Annotated in this window: 16 protein-coding genes; 6 read left to right on the top strand and 10 right to left on the bottom strand. The window is 56.4% G+C overall.

Going from position 1 to position 19050, the window contains the following annotated elements; translation table 11 throughout:
* Window positions 1–72: 72 nt before the first annotated feature.
* Window positions 73–2724: an EAL domain-containing protein gene (locus Q0753_RS08095; RefSeq protein WP_298719287.1), complete on the bottom strand. Its 2652-nt coding sequence runs from the start codon at window positions 2722–2724 to the stop codon at window positions 73–75.
* 578 nt (window positions 2725–3302) lie between these two features.
* Between Q0753_RS08095 and Q0753_RS08100 the strand changes: the two genes are divergently transcribed.
* Window positions 3303–3908, top strand: coding sequence for a Yip1 family protein (locus tag Q0753_RS08100; RefSeq protein ID WP_298719289.1), 606 nt, complete (start codon window positions 3303–3305; stop codon window positions 3906–3908).
* Between the two features lie 68 nt (window positions 3909–3976).
* On the opposite strand, the gene purF is transcribed toward Q0753_RS08100, so the two are convergent.
* The 8 genes from purF to Q0753_RS08145 all read right to left on the bottom strand — a co-directional run bounded on the left by purF (window position 3977) and on the right by Q0753_RS08145 (window position 13457).
* The gene (purF, locus tag Q0753_RS08105; RefSeq protein ID WP_298719291.1) at window positions 3977–5497 is read right to left on the bottom strand and encodes an amidophosphoribosyltransferase; all 1521 of its coding nucleotides are present in this window, start codon (window positions 5495–5497) and stop codon (window positions 3977–3979) included.
* Window positions 5498–5517: 20 nt separating this feature from the next.
* Window positions 5518–6006, bottom strand: coding sequence for a CvpA family protein (locus Q0753_RS08110; RefSeq protein ID WP_298719340.1), 489 nt, complete (start codon window positions 6004–6006; stop codon window positions 5518–5520).
* 168 nt (window positions 6007–6174) lie between these two features.
* Window positions 6175–7473 carry a serine--tRNA ligase gene (serS, locus tag Q0753_RS08115; protein ID WP_298719293.1) on the bottom strand — a complete coding sequence of 433 codons (1299 nt, stop codon included), beginning with the start codon at window positions 7471–7473 and terminating at the stop codon, window positions 6175–6177.
* Window positions 7474–7570: 97 nt separating this feature from the next.
* Entirely contained in the window at window positions 7571–8896 is a 1326-nt protein-coding gene (locus tag Q0753_RS08120) for a replication-associated recombination protein A (RefSeq protein ID WP_298719295.1), read from the bottom strand.
* A 432-nt stretch (window positions 8897–9328) separates the two neighbouring features.
* Window positions 9329–9937 carry an outer membrane lipoprotein chaperone LolA gene (lolA, locus tag Q0753_RS08125; RefSeq protein ID WP_298719297.1) on the bottom strand — a complete coding sequence of 203 codons (609 nt, stop codon included), beginning with the start codon at window positions 9935–9937 and terminating at the stop codon, window positions 9329–9331.
* Window positions 9938–9939: 2 nt separating this feature from the next.
* Window positions 9940–12528, bottom strand: a complete 2589-nt coding sequence (locus tag Q0753_RS08130; RefSeq protein WP_367179497.1) for a DNA translocase FtsK 4TM domain-containing protein — start codon at window positions 12526–12528, stop codon at window positions 9940–9942.
* Between the two features lie 168 nt (window positions 12529–12696).
* On the bottom strand, window positions 12697–13191 hold the full coding sequence (gene lrp / locus Q0753_RS08140; protein WP_071473398.1) for a leucine-responsive transcriptional regulator Lrp: 495 nt from the start codon (window positions 13189–13191) through the stop codon (window positions 12697–12699).
* Window positions 13192–13208: 17 nt separating this feature from the next.
* The gene (locus Q0753_RS08145) at window positions 13209–13457 is read right to left on the bottom strand and encodes a hypothetical protein (protein ID WP_298719299.1); all 249 of its coding nucleotides are present in this window, start codon (window positions 13455–13457) and stop codon (window positions 13209–13211) included.
* Between the two features lie 378 nt (window positions 13458–13835).
* Here Q0753_RS08145 and trxB point away from each other — a divergent pair, with 378 nt between their 5' ends.
* Window positions 13836–14789 carry a thioredoxin-disulfide reductase gene (gene trxB / locus Q0753_RS08150; protein WP_298719300.1) on the top strand — a complete coding sequence of 318 codons (954 nt, stop codon included), beginning with the start codon at window positions 13836–13838 and terminating at the stop codon, window positions 14787–14789.
* A gap of 430 nt (window positions 14790–15219) precedes the next feature.
* Here the strand turns inward: trxB and dauA are convergent, their stop codons facing one another.
* On the bottom strand, window positions 15220–16962 hold the full coding sequence (gene dauA / locus Q0753_RS08155; protein WP_298719302.1) for a C4-dicarboxylic acid transporter DauA: 1743 nt from the start codon (window positions 16960–16962) through the stop codon (window positions 15220–15222).
* A gap of 112 nt (window positions 16963–17074) precedes the next feature.
* Here dauA and Q0753_RS08160 point away from each other — a divergent pair, with 112 nt between their 5' ends.
* The 4 genes from Q0753_RS08160 (at window position 17075) to infA (ending at window position 18951) form a co-directional block, all read left to right on the top strand.
* The gene (locus tag Q0753_RS08160; protein ID WP_298719304.1) at window positions 17075–17248 is read left to right on the top strand and encodes a CopG family transcriptional regulator; all 174 of its coding nucleotides are present in this window, start codon (window positions 17075–17077) and stop codon (window positions 17246–17248) included.
* Between the two features lie 11 nt (window positions 17249–17259).
* A complete protein-coding gene (gene aat, locus Q0753_RS08165) occupies window positions 17260–17955 on the top strand; it encodes a leucyl/phenylalanyl-tRNA--protein transferase (RefSeq protein WP_298719306.1) in 696 nt (231 codons plus the stop codon).
* The gene (locus Q0753_RS08170; protein ID WP_298719308.1) at window positions 17952–18656 is read left to right on the top strand and encodes an arginyltransferase; all 705 of its coding nucleotides are present in this window, start codon (window positions 17952–17954) and stop codon (window positions 18654–18656) included. Before aat ends, Q0753_RS08170 begins: the two co-directional genes overlap by 4 nt.
* 76 nt (window positions 18657–18732) lie before the next feature.
* Window positions 18733–18951 carry a translation initiation factor IF-1 gene (infA, locus tag Q0753_RS08175; RefSeq protein WP_007419779.1) on the top strand — a complete coding sequence of 73 codons (219 nt, stop codon included), beginning with the start codon at window positions 18733–18735 and terminating at the stop codon, window positions 18949–18951.
* The last annotated feature ends 99 nt before the right edge of the window (window positions 18952–19050 follow it).

Here is a 19050-nt window from a genome sequence, read left to right on the forward strand (position 1 = left end):
CATAAAAACAGCCAGACCATCTTATCTTGGTCTGGCTGTTTGATTCACTGCCCGGTCAAACATAGCTGTGGCTTACGCTTCATAATGATAGTGATGTTCAGCGGCCTCAAACACCAGCGCTTCTACCTCCGATGCCTGTCCGGGGCGGGCAAACAAGTATCCTTGATACAGGCGGCAACCATTATTCAACAGTATGGCTCGTTGTGCTTCGGTTTCTACCCCTTCGGCAATCACTTCCAGCTCCAGGCTCTTGGCCATGGCGATAATCGCCCGGATAATAGCCAGGCTGTTGCTGTCATCTGGCAGTCCTCGCACAAAAGACTGATCTATCTTCAGCTGATCCAGTGGCAACTGTTGTAGATAATGCAGCGACGAATAGCCGGTGCCGAAATCATCAATGGCAAAACGAATACCGGACTGCTTGAGCAGCCTCATACGTGAGATGGCCTGCGGCATGTCGGTAAGCAGCATCGATTCGGTCAGCTCCAGCTTGAGCAATGCCGGATTGGCGCCGGTTTGTTGCAGAATGTTGAGCACCTCTTGTACAAAACCGGGCTGATACAACTGAATGGAGCTGATATTCACCGATACGGTGACGTTGCTGAAGGCCTCTAACCGGGCCCAGGAAGCCATTTGCGCGCAAGAACGCTGCAGCACAACATGGTCTATCTGGTTCATCAAGCCCGCGGCTTCTGCTACCTCGATAAAGGCACCGGGAGCCAGAATACCCCGCTCGGGATGATGCCAGCGCACCAGGGCTTCGGTGCCGGTCATGCCGCCATCATCGTTGAACTGGGGCTGAAAATAGACATTGAACTCACCCGCATTCAGACCACGAACGATGTCTTCTTCCAGTAACAACCGCTGGGAAATCACTTCCTGCATTTCCGGATCGAAGAAACGAATTTCCCCCTTGCCGGCCGCTTTGGCCTCATACATCGCCAGTTCGGCCTGGCGTAACAGCTCTTCTGCCAAGAGGCTGTCGGCATCCAGCATCACCACCCCCAGACAGCCACTGCTGCGCAGCTTCAACTCTTCATGAGCATAAGGCTGATCGAGACTGTCCAGCAAGGCATGACTGATATGCTCGAGGCTGTCCATCAGCTGCGCCTGATTTTCGAATTGGGCATCGAGCAAGAGCGCAAACTGATCACTTCCTAACCGGGCGAGTGTATCCTGTTGGCCTGCCACTTCTCGCAACCGACCTGCGACCTGCAGCAAAAGCTTGTCGCCAACGGAGTGTCCCCAGAGATCATTAATATTTTTGAAGTTATCAAGATCGATTAAAATCATGGCGCCAAGCCTGCCGTATTCAACACTTTTTAACCGCGTCTGAGTGATACGCTCAAGCAACAGGCGGCGATTCGGCAGGCCAGTCAATACGTCATAAAATGCCAGGTGATTGATTTTTTCGGCATCGTTTTTCCGATCGGTAATATCGTTAATCTGGGCCACATAATGACTACGTTGTCCCTGAGCATCCTTGACCTCACTGATCGACAACAACTGAGGGTACAGTTTGCCGGACTTGCGTTTGTCACAAATTTCACCCTGCCAGTGACCCCGGGTATTGATGCTGTGCCACATCTGACGGTAAAACTCGCCGTCATGCTTGCCGGAGCTGAATATCGCCGGCGTTTTTCCTATCAGCTCTTCCTGGGTGTATCCGGTGATCTCGCTAAAGGCCCGATTTATTCGCAAGATACGGTTATTTTTATCGGTGACCAGCATGCCCTGAAAACTTTCAAAAGCCACCGCCGCGATACGTAGCTCCGTTTCATTTTTTATCCGGGCGCTGATATCCCGATTCAATGTCACCACCGCCGCCTTGTCACCGGGCTGGCTTTTCAGTATTTGTGCTACACATTCAAAGGTGCGCGGCCCGCCACTCGTCTCAATGTCATAAATCAGGGTATTGACCGTGTTCAGCTTCAAGGTCCGGCGAATAAAGGTCAGAAAGGCTTCTGCTTGTTCGTCAGGGAATATATCCCATACCGTTTTACCGACCATGCTGCCGGTGGTCGCATAAAGCTCGTTGGTATTTTCTGCCATCACATCCAGGTAGCATCCGTCTTCATCGATAACGCACATGGTATCGGGCAGCGCACTGGTAATGGCTATCAGCCTAGCCTTGCTCTCGCGCAAGGCCTGTTGCTCACGTCCTCTCTGCTCTGCATCCTTGAGAATGAAGACCAGAATCAGTGTCAGTGGAACCACGATAATGAGGAACGGCAGGGTCAGGGATAAAATATGTGGCTGCTGTTGCGGCTCCACCATCAGATAAAGCAGCCCCATCTTTATTACATTCAACAGCAGCGTTACCGGCAACAATGACCACACATTCAGTCGTATCCAGCCCTGCTGAAGTGCATAGCGCATACCCAGGCCTGCAGTCAGTGCAATAACCATGCCCGCAATACCGGGGAACACACCCGCACCATCCAGCCAAAACCGGAACCCGCCAGCCATCAGCAACGCCAACCCTCCCGCCAGAGGGCCACCAAATAAACCGGCGACAAAAAACACCGCATCGCGAACATCCAGCAGCACGCCGGGGCCAAGCATAAAGGGTAACGACATGCAGGCTATGGCGATAGCGGCAAACCAGAAAGCGGTAGTCAGCACCATCAGTCGGGGATATTGCTGCCCCCGACGAATGTTCATGGTCAGCAGCCAGCCCGAGGCAAGAATGAGAATGGCCTGCTCAATAACGGAGATCAGCATAAGGAGAAAAATGACTGGGGAAGCGTTGGTAGAGACCGGGAAATAACAGATTCGGTCATATTATTAATCTATTGCTAAGTTGTAGTCATAAAAGTTTAACAGAAGCCCTGCCTAATACCCATATAAAGCTCATGGCGTTATGGCAAATAAAAGCAAAAAAATAACCGATACACCCGTTAATTCGCAAAATGCATCAGTCTGTCCCGGTACCGAGCTGTCATCCTTATTACTCAGACTGCAGCCGATAAACAAGTTTATTGTCATATCGGAGCGCTTCGTCCATTTTGATGCGGTCCGAACTCAAGGAGCCGGGCTGGCTATCTCTGAATACCGGATCTTCCCGCGTGCAGGAGCAGCGGAGCTTTTTCCATAGCAGCCTGACGGGATGACATCCGAATGTCCTCGCCAAAGATTGAACCAGGCAGCAAACCTGTGGTTAATACGTAGACAAACTTGACGTTCATGGGACTCTGGCCAATAACTAGTTAGAGGAAAGGACGGACGCAATCCGTTTTATTCTTGGGTCAGCCACCTGGCAGGAGCCGTCTGGCAATGAAGACGTTTGAGGGGATAACGCTATGATTTTAAACCATATCTGGGGTCTTTATGCGCACCCCAAAGAAGAATGGCATACCATAGACCACCACCACGAGAGCCTGAGCTACAGCCTGGTACACCTGATGTTTATCGCCCTGATACCCTCGGCATGTGCCTATATCTCTGCCAGCATGATTGGCTGGAATTTCGGATCCAGCGTCAATAGTACCATCATGCTCACCACAGAAAGCGCGCTGGTGATGTCTGTCGGTATGTACTTCACCCTGATCGGCGGTGTCTTTGCCCTCGCCTATCTGACGTTCTGGATGGCAAAAACCTTTGGCGCCAATCCGAGTTTTACCCAGAGCATGGAACTCGCCGCCTATACCGCCACGCCCCTGTTCATGACCGGGCTGGGCCTGTTTTATCCCGAACCCATCTTTCTGATGATGGTCGGGTTGGCGGGGCTGAGCTATTCGGTCTATTTACTGTATTCCGGCGTCCCCATCATCATGCATATTCCCGAAGAGCGCGGCTTTATCTACGCCAGCTCGGTGGTGACCTGTGGCCTGGTGCTGCTGGTGTGCATCATGGTTGGCTCCGTTATCGTCTGGAGCTGGGGCTTTGGCCCGATTTACACCCACTGAGTCCTGTTGCCACTGCATTGAAAAAGGGGTCCGAGGACCCCTTTTTTTTGCTTTATTGCCGGTCGTTATTACGACTGACCTTCGTTATAGATTTCCAGATGACTGTTGTCGATACTGTCATTCTGCTTGCTGTTGTCGTTACGTAACGCATTCAACTCATCCAGATATTCCTGGTTCACATCCTGAGTCACGTACTCACCGGTAAAGACCGAGGTCTCGAAGCGGCGCAGCTCCGGATTGAAATGGCGCACCGCATCTTCCAGATCTTCCAGCTCCTGATAAATCAGGCCGTCGGCACCAATCAGCTGACAGATTTCTTCCACTTCACGGCCGTAGGCTATCAGCTCGTTCACGGAAGGCATGTCGATGCCATACACGTTGGGGAAGCGAATTTCGGGGGCGGCGGAAGCAAAATACACCTTCTTGGCACCCGCATCCCGTGCCATCTGAATAATCTGCTCGGAGGTAGTACCACGAACGATAGAGTCATCTACCAGCAGTACATTCTTGCCGGCAAATTCCGACGGAATAGCATTGAGCTTGCGACGTACCGATTGCCGACGCTGCTGCTGGCCGGGCATGATGAAGGTACGGCCGATATAGCGATTCTTCACGAACCCCTGGCGATAAGGCAATTGCAGGTTGTGGGCAATTTCCAGCGCGATGTCGCAGGAGGTTTCGGGAATCGGGATCACCACGTCGATGTCGAGGTCTTCCCACTCCCGGGCGATTTTGGCACCCAGCTTCTGACCCATGCGTACCCGGGCACCATAAACCGATACCTTGTCGATAAAGGAATCGGGCCGTGCGAAATACACATATTCAAAGATACAGGAGTGGTGCTGCGGCTCGGCGGCACATTGCTGGCTGAACAGCTCACCCTGTTTGGTGATATACACGGCCTCGCCCGGCGCGACATCACGGATCAGGCTGAAACCGACCGCATCCAGCGCCACGCTTTCGGACGCCACCATGTATTCGGTGCTGCCGTCTTCGGCGTCACGCTTGCCCAGTACCAGCGGACGAATGCCGTTGGGATCGCGAAATGCCAGCATGCCATGGCCGATAATCACCGCCACTGTGGCGTAGGCACCGCGAATTTTTTCATGCACCTTGCTCACGGCGGCAAACACATGGCCCGGCTCGAGGTGCAGGGTTTGTGTTTGTTGGTCCAGCTCATGCGCCAGTACGTTCAGCAGCACTTCGGAGTCGGAAGTGGTGTTGATATGACGGCGTGCCACCCGGAACTGCTCTTCTTTCAGCTCGCGGGCATTGGTCAGATTGCCATTATGCGCCAGGGCAATGCCGAAGGGAGAGTTCACATAGAAGGGCTGCGCCTGGGCAACGCTGCTGCTGCCGGCGGTAGGATAACGCACATGGCCAATGCCTACGTTGCCGATCAATCGCTCCATATGACGCTCTTCGAATACATCCCGCACCAGACCATTGGCCTTGCGCTGGCGGAAGGTATTTCCCGAGATGGTAACGATGCCGGCAGCATCCTGACCTCTGTGCTGAAGTACCGTCAGGCCGTCATACAGCGCCTGATTTACCGGGGTCGTGCCTTGAATACCGACAATCCCACACATGTCCTAATTTCCTCAATTCACTATGGCTTGGGGGGTAAAAAGCTGGATGAATTTTGCACCAGGCTGAAAAACCACTGGATCACGATACCGAACTCCGGAATCAACCGGGATTCACGCCACCACAGACTCTGTGAAAAGGCGGTCATGGTATCGATAAATAACAGCAGGGCCGCTACGACAAGCACGCCCCGCACTGCCCCGAAACAGACGCCCAGTACCCGATCGGTACCAGAAAGCCCGGTTTTGGTCACCAGCTCACCGATAACGTAATTAATCAGTGCGCCCAGGATCAGGGTTAATACAAACAGGATGGCAATGGCTGCGCCGTTGCGGAATAAGGGATCGGAGATATCGAGATGAACGGCCAGATCGGCGTAGAAGCGACTGGCAACGAAGAAAGCAGCCAACCAGGTAGCGAGTGACATCGCCTCTTTCACAAATCCCCTGACCAGGCTGATGAGTGCAGAAAGGCCGATAATGCCGAGAATTACGTAGTCTATCCAAACCATCATGTATTGCCGGGAACCTCTTGAATGCCGCGCATTCTACCAAAGGAGGGTGGCAAAAGGCGAAGAAAAAGCGGATAAATTTCATTCAAGATAAAACTAAATTCTGTCTGAAAATCCCGTAAAAAAGCCGGAGCATGGCCCCGGCTTGCTTGACTCAAGTCATCAGGCTCAACCGATGTACTGCAGACCGCCCATATAAGGCTGCAGGATCTCGGGCACCGCGATGCGGCCGTCTGCCTGCTGGTAATTTTCCAGTACCGCCACCAGGGTACGGCCCACGGCCAGTCCGGAGCCGTTCAGGGTGTGCAGCAACTGGGGCTTGCCATCGGCACCCCGTACCCGCGCCTGCATGCGGCGCGCCTGGAAATCACCACAGTTGGATACCGACGAAATTTCACGGTAGGTGTTCTGGGCCGGCAGCCACACTTCCAGATCGTAGGTTTTGGCGGCGCCAAAGCCCATGTCACCGGTACACAAGGCCATCACCCGGTAGGGCAGATTCAGGCCCTGCAGTACCTTCTCTGCGTGGCCGACCATTTCTTCCAGGGTATCCCAGGAGTGATCCGGATGAACCAGCTGTACCATTTCCACCTTGTCGAACTGATGCATGCGCACCAGACCGCGGGTATCGCGGCCATAGGATCCCGCTTCGGAGCGGAAGCAGGGAGTATGGGCGGTAAATTTCAGCGGCAGCTCCTTGGCATCGAAGATCTCGTCCCGACCGATGTTGGTCAACGGTACTTCGGACGTCGGGATCAGCGAGAAACGGCGGGTCTTGCCGGCTTCGTCGCCTTCCCCTTCGATGGCGGTATGGAACAGGTCGGCGGCAAACTTGGGCAGCTGACCGGTGCCGTATAGACTGTCGCTGTTCACCAGATAAGGCACATAACACTCGATATAACCGTGCTCGTTGGTGTGCAAGTCCAGCATGTACTGCGCCAGGGCCCGGTGCATGCGGGCAATCTGGCCCTGCATGATCACGAAGCGGGAGCCTGAGATCTTGACCGCGCCCTTGAAGTCCAGACCGGACAGCGCTTCGCCCAGCGCCACATGGTCACGCGGTTCAAAATCGAAGGCGGTAGGCTCACCCCAGACCCGAACCTGCTGGTTGTCATCTTCGCTTTTACCGACCGGCACCGACTCGTGCGGCAGGTTGGGAATGGCGGCACCGAAGGCTTCAATTTCACTCAGCAACTGGTCCAGCTCAACCTTGCAGCCGTCCAGCTCGTCATTGATGGCCGTGACCGCCGCCTTCAACGGGGCTATGTCTTCACCGCTGCGCGCCGCCTGGCCAATGGCCTTGGAGCGGGCATTGCGCTCGGCCTGCAGTTCCTGGGTACGGGATTGCAGAGACTTCCGCTTTTCTTCGAGGCCGTTGAACAGGTCGATGTCGAGTGTAAAACCACGGCTTGCCAGCCGCGCCGCCGTGTCGGCGATATCGCCGCGCAGGTATTTGGAGTCCAGCATGAGTTACCTTATTTGATGCTTGTACTGCGTGTCATACGCAGGGTCGGAAGTCACTAAATCGATGTCAAGTTTATCAGCTTAGCGGGGTGGGAGCCAACTAGCCACCGGCCTGCTCGTCGAGACTGCTCAGGTAGTCCAGCTTGGCCCTGACCTTTTGCTCGAAGCCTCGCTCGCTGGGCTCGTAATAACGCCGTTGTGTCAGCGCCTCCGGCAGATACACTTCGCCGGCGGCATAGGCACCCGGCTCGTTGTGGGCGTATCGATATTCGGCGCCGTGACCCAGCTCTTTCATCAATCTGGTCGGCGCGTTGCACAAATGTACCGGCACCTCATAATCGGGCAGTTCGCGGGCATCTTTCAGCGCCGCTTTCCAGGCGGTATAGAGCGCATTGCTCTTGGGGGCACAGGCCAGATAAACGATGGCCTGGGCGATGGCGCGCTCTCCTTCCGCCGGGCCAACCCGGGTAAAACAGTCCCAGGCGGCCAGCGCCACCTCCATCGCCTTGGGGTCGGCCAGACCGATATCTTCCGAGGCGATGGCCAGCAGACGACGGGCGATATAGAGCGGATCGCAACCGGCGGTAATCATGCGCGCATACCAGTACAGGCCGGCGTCCGGGTTGGAGCCGCGAATCGACTTGTGTATCGCCGAAATCAGGTCGTAATAGAGATCGCCCTGGTTATCGAACCGGGCCAGCCGCTCGCCGGTCACCTCCGCCAGCAGCGTCTTGTCGATACGGCGAAGACCCTCGACGTCTTCGGCCATGTCTGCCAGCAGCTCCAGATAATTCAGCGCCTTGCGACCATCGCCGTCCACCAGCTCGGCCAGCGCCCGCTGCACCCCGTCGGCCAGTACTATGCCCTGCCCGGCCAGTCCGTGTTCGTCGGACAACGCCTGAGCAATCATCTGCTCGATTTCGGCCGGCTCCAGTCGCTTGAGCAGATAAACCCGGGCCCGGGACAGCAAGGCGTTGTTCAGCTCGAAAGAGGGATTTTCGGTGGTGGCACCGATAAAGGTGACGGTGCCGTCCTCGATATGAGGCAAGAAGGCATCCTGTTGGGATTTGTTGAAGCGGTGTACTTCGTCCACAAACAGTATGGTGCGCCGGCCGGCCAGTTTGTGCTCCCGCGCCCGCTCGATGGCGGCACGGATCTCCTTGACCCCGGAGGTGACCGCCGAGACCCGCTCGACCTGGGCATCACAGTAGTGGGCAATCAACTCGGCCAGGGTGGTTTTGCCGGTACCCGGCGGCCCCCACAGTATCATGGAATGACAGTGACCGGCTTCCAGCGCCCGGCGCAGCGGCTTGCCCGGCCCCAGAATATGCACCTGGCCCAGGTATTGTTCCAGCCGCCGAGGGCGCATGCGCGCCGCCAGTGGGCGAAAATCATCCTGCTCAAAGTCCAGACTCAGGGTACTCATGTCATTTCATCCCCTTCAAATAAAGCCGTAAGCTGTCAGCCTGTCTTTTGGTCACACATCCCGAGTACGAGAACGGCTTAGTTTTTAGCACTATATTTGCATGTCGGCCAAAGGGCCTGCTCCGCCGACTCGCTATGAATACATCCTGTACGCTCTCCGTTTCATCCCTGAAACGGAAGGTCGGCTGAGCAGCTCCCTTTGTCCTCCTTCAAGCATCGGCATCGCCTGTTGGTGATGCCAACAGCGAGCTCCGGCGTCAAGAAGAGGCAGCAGGGATTGCCTCAGCCGACCGTCACATGCCATGGATGGCATGTGCCGAGCGCCACAGGGATGTGCTCGAAGCGTGTCGGAAGGGGCAACCCTGTTGCCTCTTTGTACGCTACGGCAAACCGGCAGATTTGTAGCCAATAGAGACCTAGAGCTACTCATTGCTCAGCGTTGGTCGTCGACCATGACCCCGTCCGGGGGCGTAAAGCTAAAGGTGTCGGCCCCGGTGGCGGGTTTGGTATTCACCTGCTGCAGGGTAAATTCGCTGCGCTGGCCGCCGGACTCGATCACCGTGAAACGCTGAATCCGGTTGTTACCATCGAAGCGCAGGCTGAACTGGCTGATCAGCTCGCCCGGATCCTTGCTGGTCACCACATAATCGGCGCCCTGACGGGCCACATCGTATTGCTGCCAGCGCCGTCCGTCACCGCCGGCAATCAGCAGAAACGGCGTGTTCTGTATCGCCTGCTCCAGCGGCGCTATGCTCACCTGCTCCACGAAGGGGTCGTACACCCAGACATCATTGCCGTTGGACACGATCAGACTCTCATCCGGTGACACCGTATGCCAGCGAAAACGGTCGGGCCGGGCCAGCTGCATGGTGCCTTGGGCACTTTGCATCGGTGCCCCCTGCTCATCGAATACCTGCTGGCTGAAGCTGGCTGAGAATCGGTCGAAGGAGGCCAGCTTCTGCTGCAATTCGGCGCGTACATCGGCCAGTGCCACGGCACTTACCGACCACAGCAGTATTCCCACGGTTGCCAGTTTTTTCATGGTTACTCCCTGGCTGGCGGAGGCGCCAGCACTTCACGTTGACCGTTGCCGCCGGCGGAACTGACGATACCCTGGTATTCCATCTGTTCGATCATCCGGGCGGCCCTGTTGTAGCCTATTTTTAACTTGCGCTGCACGCTGGAGGTAGAGCCACGACGGCTCTCTACGACAAAAGCCACCGCTTCGTCAAACAGCGGGTCCAGCTCTTCATCACCGCCTTCCGGCGCTTCGCCGGGCAGCAGGCCATCGGCGCCCACCTCGCCGCTCAGAATATCCTCGATATAATTCGGTTCACCCCGCTCCTTCCAGGCGGCGACGACCCGATGCACTTCATGATCGTCCACAAAGGCGCCGTGTACCCGGGTGGGGTTGCTGTCACCGGCGGGCAGATAGAGCATGTCGCCCATGCCCAGCAGCGATTCGGCCCCCTGTTGATCGAGAATGGTGCGCGAGTCGATTTTGCTCGACACCTGAAACGACATTCGGGTCGGAATATTGGCCTTGATAAGACCGGTGATCACATCCACCGACGGCCGCTGGGTAGCCAGAATCAAATGAATACCCGCCGCCCGCGCCTTCTGGGCGATACGGGCGATCAGCTCTTCCACCTTCTTGCCGACGATCATCATCATGTCGGCAAACTCGTCGATCACCACCACGATATGGGGCAGCTTTTCCAGCGCCGGCGGATAGGTGTCCATCGACTGGGTCGGCTCCCACAGGGGATCCCGCAGCGGCTCACCGGCATCAATGGCATCCTGCACCTTGGTGTTGAAGCCCTTGAGATTACGCACCCCCATGGCCGACATCAGCTTGTAACGACGTTCCATTTCGCCCACGCACCAGCGCAGGGAATTGGCGGCCTCTTTCATGTCGGTGACCACCTCGGTCAGCAGATGCGGTATGCCTTCGTAGACCGACAATTCCAGCATCTTGGGATCGATCATGATAAAGCGCACTTCGTCCGGCGTGGCCTTGTACAGCATCGACAATATCATGACGTTGACCCCCACCGACTTACCGGAGCCGGTGGTACCGGCCACCAGCACGTGGGGCATCTTGGCCAGGTTGACGATCACCGGCTCGCCGGCAATATCCTGCCCCAGCACCAGGGTCAAGGGATGATCGTTGCGGGCGAAGGCGTCGCTGTCCATCACCTCGCGCAGATAGACGGTTTCGCGCCGCGTATTGGGTAGCTCAAGACCCACATAGGGTTTGCCGGGAATGACTTCCACTACCCGCACACTGATGGCGGACAGCGAGCGGGCCAGATCCCGGGCCAGATTGGTGATTTTGCTGACCTTGACCCCGGGCGCCAGATCCAGCTCGAAGCGGGTGATCACCGGGCCCGGATAGACTCCGACCACGTTGGCCTGCACGTTGTAATCCGCCAGCTTGGCTTCCACCAACCGGGCGATGCGGTCGAGTTCCGCCTCGCTGACCGTGTGTTGCCGGGGTTTGGGCAAGTCCAGCAGCTCGACCGAGGGCAAGGGAGACAGATCGTTGCGCTTTGAAGCCACCGGCGCCGGCTGTGGTGGCGCCGGTACCGAAGCCGGTTCGGCCTCGCCCTCACCCTCGTTTACCCAGGGCAGATCCAGTTCGTCATTATCGTCATCGTCCAGGGCCCAGCCGTTCGCCTCGGCGAGGGTGGCAATGGCCGTGTCCTGCTCGGAAACGGCACCCAGTACCGGCTCTTTGCGTACCGGCGGTGTTTTCTTCTGGATCGGAGCCCGTTTTTCTACATGAGCGGCAGCCGGGGCCAACAGGGGATCGTCCTGTTCCGCTTCCTGTACCCGCTCCCATTCCGGCTCCGGACTCGTGTCTGATTCCACCTGACCACCCAGTCGCTCCTTGAACCGGCGCCAACCCACGAATCCCGCCTCGGCCGAAGTCGGCTCGGCCTCGGCAACTGCCGCTGTTTGAGCCGGTATGGCGGGTTCGCCGGGGCTCTCGCGGCGACGCCCGGCACCACTCTGCCAGTCGACCAGCCGCTGCGGAATCTGACTGAACCAATGAGGCGCATTCAATACCGCCGCGCCCAGCCGCTCGACGATCAACAACCAGGACCAGCCGCTGAAGAAGGTGACGCCGGTGGCAAAGCCGCACAACAGCACCAGGGTCGTGCCCAGGGAGCCAAATATCGAGCTCAGGGCCGACGCCAGCATATCGCCGATAAGGCCGCCGGAAGAAAAGTAATAGATATTGCCCACGTTCATGCTGGCCAGCGCCAGCAGACTGAGCAATAACATCAGAAAGCCGATAATGCGCAGGCTCAGGGTCAGATAGCAGATATCGCTCAATGCCCGCGGGCGCCACAGGGTCACCCAGCCGATCAGCACCATGAAAAATGGCACCAGATAGGCCGAGAAGCCGAAGGCAAACAGCAGTATGTCTGCCAGCCAGGCCCCCGCCGGCCCGGCAGCATTGCGAATGTCTCCGCCCCATGCGGTTTGCGACCAGCCCGGATCCGAGGGATGGTAAGAAACCAGCGATAACATCATGAAGATCGCCAGTAAAATAATGCTGATCAATCCGGCCTCAAACAGACGCTGTAAACCAGACATGGGAGTAAACAGCTTTTTCTCCGCCAAACGCCCGCTCCTCGCTCTTATAGGTTGTGTCACGCAATAGAAAGGCTGCGACAGTAAAAGTCGTCAGCCATCAAACGACAAACGAGCGGCCGGGGCCGCTCGCAGAGTCAGGTTCACATCGGTCCCCGCCCGGCATAAAAATACCAGAGCCAGACTCATTAGCACAGCTTATCGGGTATTTATCACCAGACGGTTGCTCTGCTTTACCTCCTCCATCACCACATAGGTGCGGGTATCGTTCACGCCCGGCAGCCGCAACAGGGTTTCGCCCAGCAGCTTGCGATAGGCAGACATGTCGGCCACCCGGGTCTTGAGCAGGTAGTCGAAGTCACCGGATACCAGATGGCATTCCTGTATTTCTTCGAGCTTCTGCACCGCGTCGTTAAATTCGTCAAACACATCCGGTGTGCCGCGGTTAAGGGTAATTTCAACAAAAACCAGCAGCGACGCATCCAGGAACTGGGGGTTGAGAATGGCGGTATAACCTTCGATATAACCCTGGCGCTCCAGACGACGTACCCGCTCGAGGCAAGGCGTCGGGCTAAGCCCGACACGCTTTGACAACTCTACGTTGGAAATACGACCGTCTTGCTGCAGTTCATTGAGTATGTTGCGATCGATACGGTCGAGCTCTTTGGCCGGCCTGCTGTTTAAATCCAACACTTCATCCATCCTTTGACTCATTTTCGATACATTCCACTATGAACATTAAACCTATATGGCATAAAACCATACATCTCTGCAATAGCCCTTTCACCAGAAGCCAGTTTTTCAACCAGTTGCCAACGCTCGGCGGCGATATCCGGCATTGCAACCCACAGGCTAAAAGCAAATAAAAAAACAGAAAAAACGATTATGTATACAATCGAGATATTCAGTAGCTTAACATGGCAAATAGCAAACAGATAGCACATACGTTTGATATTCATATGAAATAACTATCATTACCAAATTTTTATGCCTGCAACCGGCTATTTTAACTACGGAGACGTCAAGCCTGATCGTTTTGGTCAAAAAACAGGTTAAGTATCCGCCAGTTATCTACATTACCGATACTACACCTGTGAATTAACATAAAAAACCTATTTTATGTTGATTTAATGCCACCATCACCGCTCATGTCGGAAAACGTTATATTGCATAACTATTCGTTATAACTTGCCATCGTCATAATATTCTCGTTAAAACAAGCCCTTTTGCACCATGCCGGTGGCGACAATCGCCCTCGTGGCGCTTTATTCCCTCTGGCCTATCCCCTACAATCGGACCACTTTTTATCTGCCTATGTGCCAAGGTTGGAGAGACAAATGAGCCAAGCCAAACACGCCAAACTGCTGATTCTGGGTTCTGGCCCTGCAGGGTATACCGCCGCCGTTTATGCGGCCCGCGCCAACCTTAATCCGGTACTGGTAACCGGTATTCAACAGGGTGGTCAGCTGACCACCACCACCGAAGTGGAAAACTGGCCGGGTGACGCCGAAGGACTGACCGGTCCGGCGTTGATGGAGCGCATGAAAGAACACGCCGAGCGCTTTGAAACCGAAATCCTGTTCGACCATGTCAACAGCGTGGATCTGCAGCAACGTCCGTTCCGCCTGAAAGGCGACGATGGCGAATACAGCTGTGATGCCCTGGTAATCGCCACCGGCGCTTCCGCCAAATACCTGGGCCTGCCCTCGGAAGAAGCCTATCAGGGCCGTGGCGTATCCGCCTGTGCCACCTGCGACGGCTTTTTCTATCGCAACCAGAAAGTCGCCGTGGTCGGCGGTGGTAACACCGCAGTAGAAGAAGCGCTGTATCTGTCCAATATCGCCGCCGAGGTACATCTGGTACACAGACGCGAACAGTTCCGCTCCGAGAAAATTCTGATCGACCGCCTGATGGACAAGGTAGAGAACGGCAACATAGTGCTGCACACCAACCGTACCCTGGACGAAGTGCTGGGCGACGAGATGGGCGTGACCGGTGTTCGCCTGAGAGACACCCGGACCGATGCCACCGAGCAGCTGGAGCTGGCCGGCGTTTTCATCGCCATCGGCCATCAGCCCAACACCCAGATCTTCGAAGGTCAGCTGGAGATGGAAAACGGCTACCTCAAGGTGCAGTCCGGCCTGCATGGCAATGCCACCCAGACCAGCATCGAAGGCGTGTTTGCCGCCGGTGACGTCATGGATCACGTTTATCGCCAGGCCATTACCTCAGCCGGTACCGGTTGCATGGCGGCACTGGATGCCGAACGCTACCTCGACGGCCTGAAGTAAAACACCAGCCACATACGGTAATAAAAAACGGCGCTGTTGCTACAGCGCCGTTTTTGTTGCTATGGAGTAATACCAATTTGAATAAAGATCTGATCATTAATTTAAATCTGAGATCAGAGGCAACACAGCCACCTCCCACGACACGCTACAAGTACTTCCCTGTAAGCCCGGAAATACCGTCCCTGGCATTTCACGGCCGTGGCAGTCGCTCTCTGTTGCCTCTCCTTAAGCACGGAGTTGTCAGTAGGTCGCTCCACAGGCGACGCCGCAGCAGAGGCGCGGATGAAGGGTTCTACTCCACCGACCATCACATGACAGGGATGTCATGTGTTTGAGCGCCACATGGAAGTGCTTGCAGCGTGTCGGTGGAGTAGATCCTTCGTTCGACCTTTACAGAGCAGTTACTTAGTCAGATTGCTATAAAGCCGGCTTATCCGACCGCGGTCAGCGGTGCCTTGGCCACCTTCTCCATCGCTTCCTGCAGGGTCGAGTAAAAGGTCAGCTCACCGGAAACCGGCTTGACTCCGGCTCTGGCCAGCGTCTTCAGTGGTTGATATTGCAGATCTGCCATCACCACCTCGATCTGCTCCTCTCGGCACCGCTCGATAAAGCGACCCAGCGCCGCCATGCCGCCCGCATCCAGAATCGCCACCCCATCCATATAGAGTACGACGCCACGCCGTTGCCGGGACATCTCGGCCAGCTCGCTGAACACCCGGTCGGCGGCGGCAAAAAACAGCGGGCCATTGATCTTGAACACCGACCAGCCCGCCGGCAGCGGTGTTTCCAGCAGTCGCCGATGTCCGGAAATATCCGACACCCGGGTCATCTCGGCGATGTCGCGTACGAACAGCACCGCGGCCACCAGAATACCGACGGTAATCGCCAGCACCATGTCAAACAGTATGGTGAGCGAAAAGCAGGTCAAAAACACCAGCATGTCGGCCACCGGAGCGGTTTTCAGCAACTTCACCGCCTTGTGGGCCTCACTCATGTTCCAGGCCACCACCATCAGCAGAGCCGCCATGGCCGGCATCGGCAAATAGGCCAGCAGGGGAGCCAGCAACACCAGTCCGGCCAGTACCACCAGCGCATGCACCATGGCCGCCACCGGTGACTCGGCACCGGCCTTGACGTTGGCGGCCGAGCGGGCAATGGCGGCGGTGGCGGTAATGCCGCCGAAAAACGGCGCTATGATATTGCCAATCCCCTGCCCCAGCAGTTCGCTGTTGGCGCTGTGACGCTTGCCGGTCATGCCATCCAGCACCACGGCGCACAACAACGACTCGATGGCCCCCAGCATGGCGATGGCGAAGGCCGCCGGCAGCAAGTCACGCAACAGCGCCCAGCTCAGCGTTAACTCGCTCCCACCCGGCCCCGGTTGCAGCCAGGGCCAGATCCATTCGGGCAATACCGGCGGAATGCCCTGCCCGCTGCTGCCATCCGGTAGCAGATAACTGAACTGGCTGCTGATGGTGGCGATGTCCATGCCCTGGCGATTCAGCAACAGGGTGATGACACTGGCCAGGATCACCGCCGGCAAATGAGCCGGTACCCCGGTTTTCAGCCGGGGCCAGAGCAGCATGATGGCCAGGGTAAGCAGCGCTATGACCAGGCTGGGCCAGTGCAGCCCCGGAAAGGCCGACACCAGGGCTGCCACCTTGCCCGCATAGTGCTCGGGCAACGCCGTCAGGTTCAATCCCAGAAAGTCTTTCAACTGCAGGGTGGCAATCACCACCGCTATGCCACCGGTAAAACCGAGAGTGACCGGCTCGGGAATGTACTCGATCAGACGACCCAGTCGCACCAGCGCCATGCCCACCAGGATGACCCCGGACATGACGGTCGCCAACAGCAGGCCACCCAGGCCGTATTGCTGAGCGATGGGATAAAGAATCACCACAAAGGCGGCGGTAGGGCCGGAAATACTGAGCCGGGAGCCACCGGTCAACGCAATGATAAAGCCGGCGATAATGGCGGTGTACAACCCGTACTGAGGGGCAACCCCGCTGGCAATGGCCAGCGCCATGGCCAGCGGAATGGCGATAATGCCCACCGTGATCCCGGCCAGCACATCCTTGAGCAAACGTTGGCGACCATATTGTTCCTGCAGGCAGCTTTCGCGTAAAGCATGCCCGATTCGTAACGAAAACAGGTGGGCCCGATGCGGCATGGTTCTCTCCCGGCGATAATTTATATTAGTATTATTCAATCGATTATATGCTCATCAATTAATCATTCAATGTTAATATGATTAACATGTTTTAGTCGTTATCGGAGCCGATATGGAACAAAGAACCGCTCGCCTGACCCTGCTGATAGACCCTCGAAAAAAGGCGTTGTTTGAACAGCTTTGCGCCGAAGAAGACGTGACCCCATCCCAGAAGGTACGCCAGTTCATTCGCGACTATATCGAGCAACAAACCGGTAAAGACTGGCTCGATGCGAGTCAGGACTGACCGGGGCTGCCATGCTGACCTTACTCGATAACCGGCTCTGGTTTCCGGATCCGGCGCTGGCGCTGAACGATCCCGATGGTCTGTTGGCCATGGGCGGTGACTTGAGCTGTGATCGACTGTTACTGGCCTATCGTATGGGGATATTTCCCTGGTTCGATCAAAGCCAGCCCCTGCTGTGGTGGTCACCCGACCCCAGGGCCGTGCTGGAGCCGGCGCAATTGCACATCAGTCGCAGCCTGGCCAAACTGGCACGCCGTAACCAGTATCATTTTACCCTCAATACCGCCTTCGACCGGGTCATTCGTGCCTGCCGCCAGTTACGGGAAAATCGCGAGGGCACCTGGATCACCCCCGGCATCGAGCAGGCCTATTGCCGACTGCACCGGCAGGGCCACGCCCACTCGGTCGAAGTCTGGCAGGAGGACAGCCTGGTGGCCGGACTCTATGGCATCGCGCTGGGCAAACTGTTTTGTGGCGAGTCGATGTTTCACCGGGTCGATAATGGCTCCAAGCTGGCCATGCTCGCACTGTGCCGGCACCTGAGCCTTCATGGTGGCGAGCTTGTCGACTGTCAGCTGCCCAACCCGCACCTGATGAGCCTGGGGGTAACCAGCTGGCCGCGCACGCGTTTTTTACATAAACTCAAAGAGCTGCAACAGCAGCCGCTAACACATGGGTGCTGGCAACCAGGTGAGCTGATGTTATGAGAGAAGTGAATCTCAAGGTGGGGCTGACGCCCAAACACCAATGCAGTTATCTGCCCAACCGGCAGGAACAACTGCTGGTCTTGCTCGACAAGGACCTGCTGTGTCCGGAAGGGTATGAACAATTGCTCAGCGCGGGCTTTCGTCGCAGCGGCTCGGACATTTATCGCCCGCACTGCCAGCTATGCCACGCCTGCGAGTCACTGCGCATCGACGTCGCCCGCTTTACACCCAGCCGCAGCCAGAAACGCATCAAGCGGCAAAACCGGGATCTGAGCGTCAGCCTGAGTGAACAGGAAAAGCCGGAGTATTTTCGATTGTATCAGCGGTATATCAACGAACGGCACCAGGATGGGGCCATGTATCCCGCCAGTCGCCAGCAGTACGACGGCTTTCTGCTATGTGACTGGCTGCCGCCGGTATTTATGGAATTCCGGCTGGATCAACGGCTGGTGGCGGTGGCGGTCACCGACCTGCTCGGCCATGCACTCAGTGCCATGTACACCTTTTACGATCCCGATCTGGAGCACAGATCCCTGGGTACTTTCGCCATTTTGAGCCAACTGGAACTGGCGTCCAATTTAAACAAGAGCTGGGTTTATCTGGGCTACCAGGTGGATGATTGTAAAAAAATGAATTATAAACAGCACTTCCGCCCGCATCAGCGACTCGTGGCCGGACACTGGCAGGCGATGAAAGACTGAGCGGAAACTTTACACTTGAGGCGAAATCCGGCATGATCGATGCCGTTTTTATTGCCTGCGTTAACAAGAGGACTCAATGGCTAAAGAAGACAGTATTGAAATGCAAGGGACCATTCTGGACACCCTTCCGAACACCATGTTTCGCGTAGAGCTGGAAAATGGCCACGTGGTCACCGCTCATATCTCCGGCAAGATGCGCAAGAACTACATCCGCATCCTCACCGGTGACAAGGTCACTGTTCAACTGACTCCCTACGATCTGTCAAAAGGACGCATCGTCTTCCGCGCTCGCTAATCCGTTCGCTAGTCACTCCGAGTGTGACATGGCGGCGTCTGTTACCGGTAGTTGTACCTTTGGGTAATTTGCTCGCCCCCTGTTCCGTCAGGCATACAC

Origin of the sequence: uncultured Oceanisphaera sp. (assembly GCF_947495715.1) — a bacterium.
In the GTDB taxonomy this organism is placed as follows: Bacteria; Pseudomonadota; Gammaproteobacteria; order Enterobacterales; family Aeromonadaceae; genus Oceanimonas; species Oceanimonas sediminis.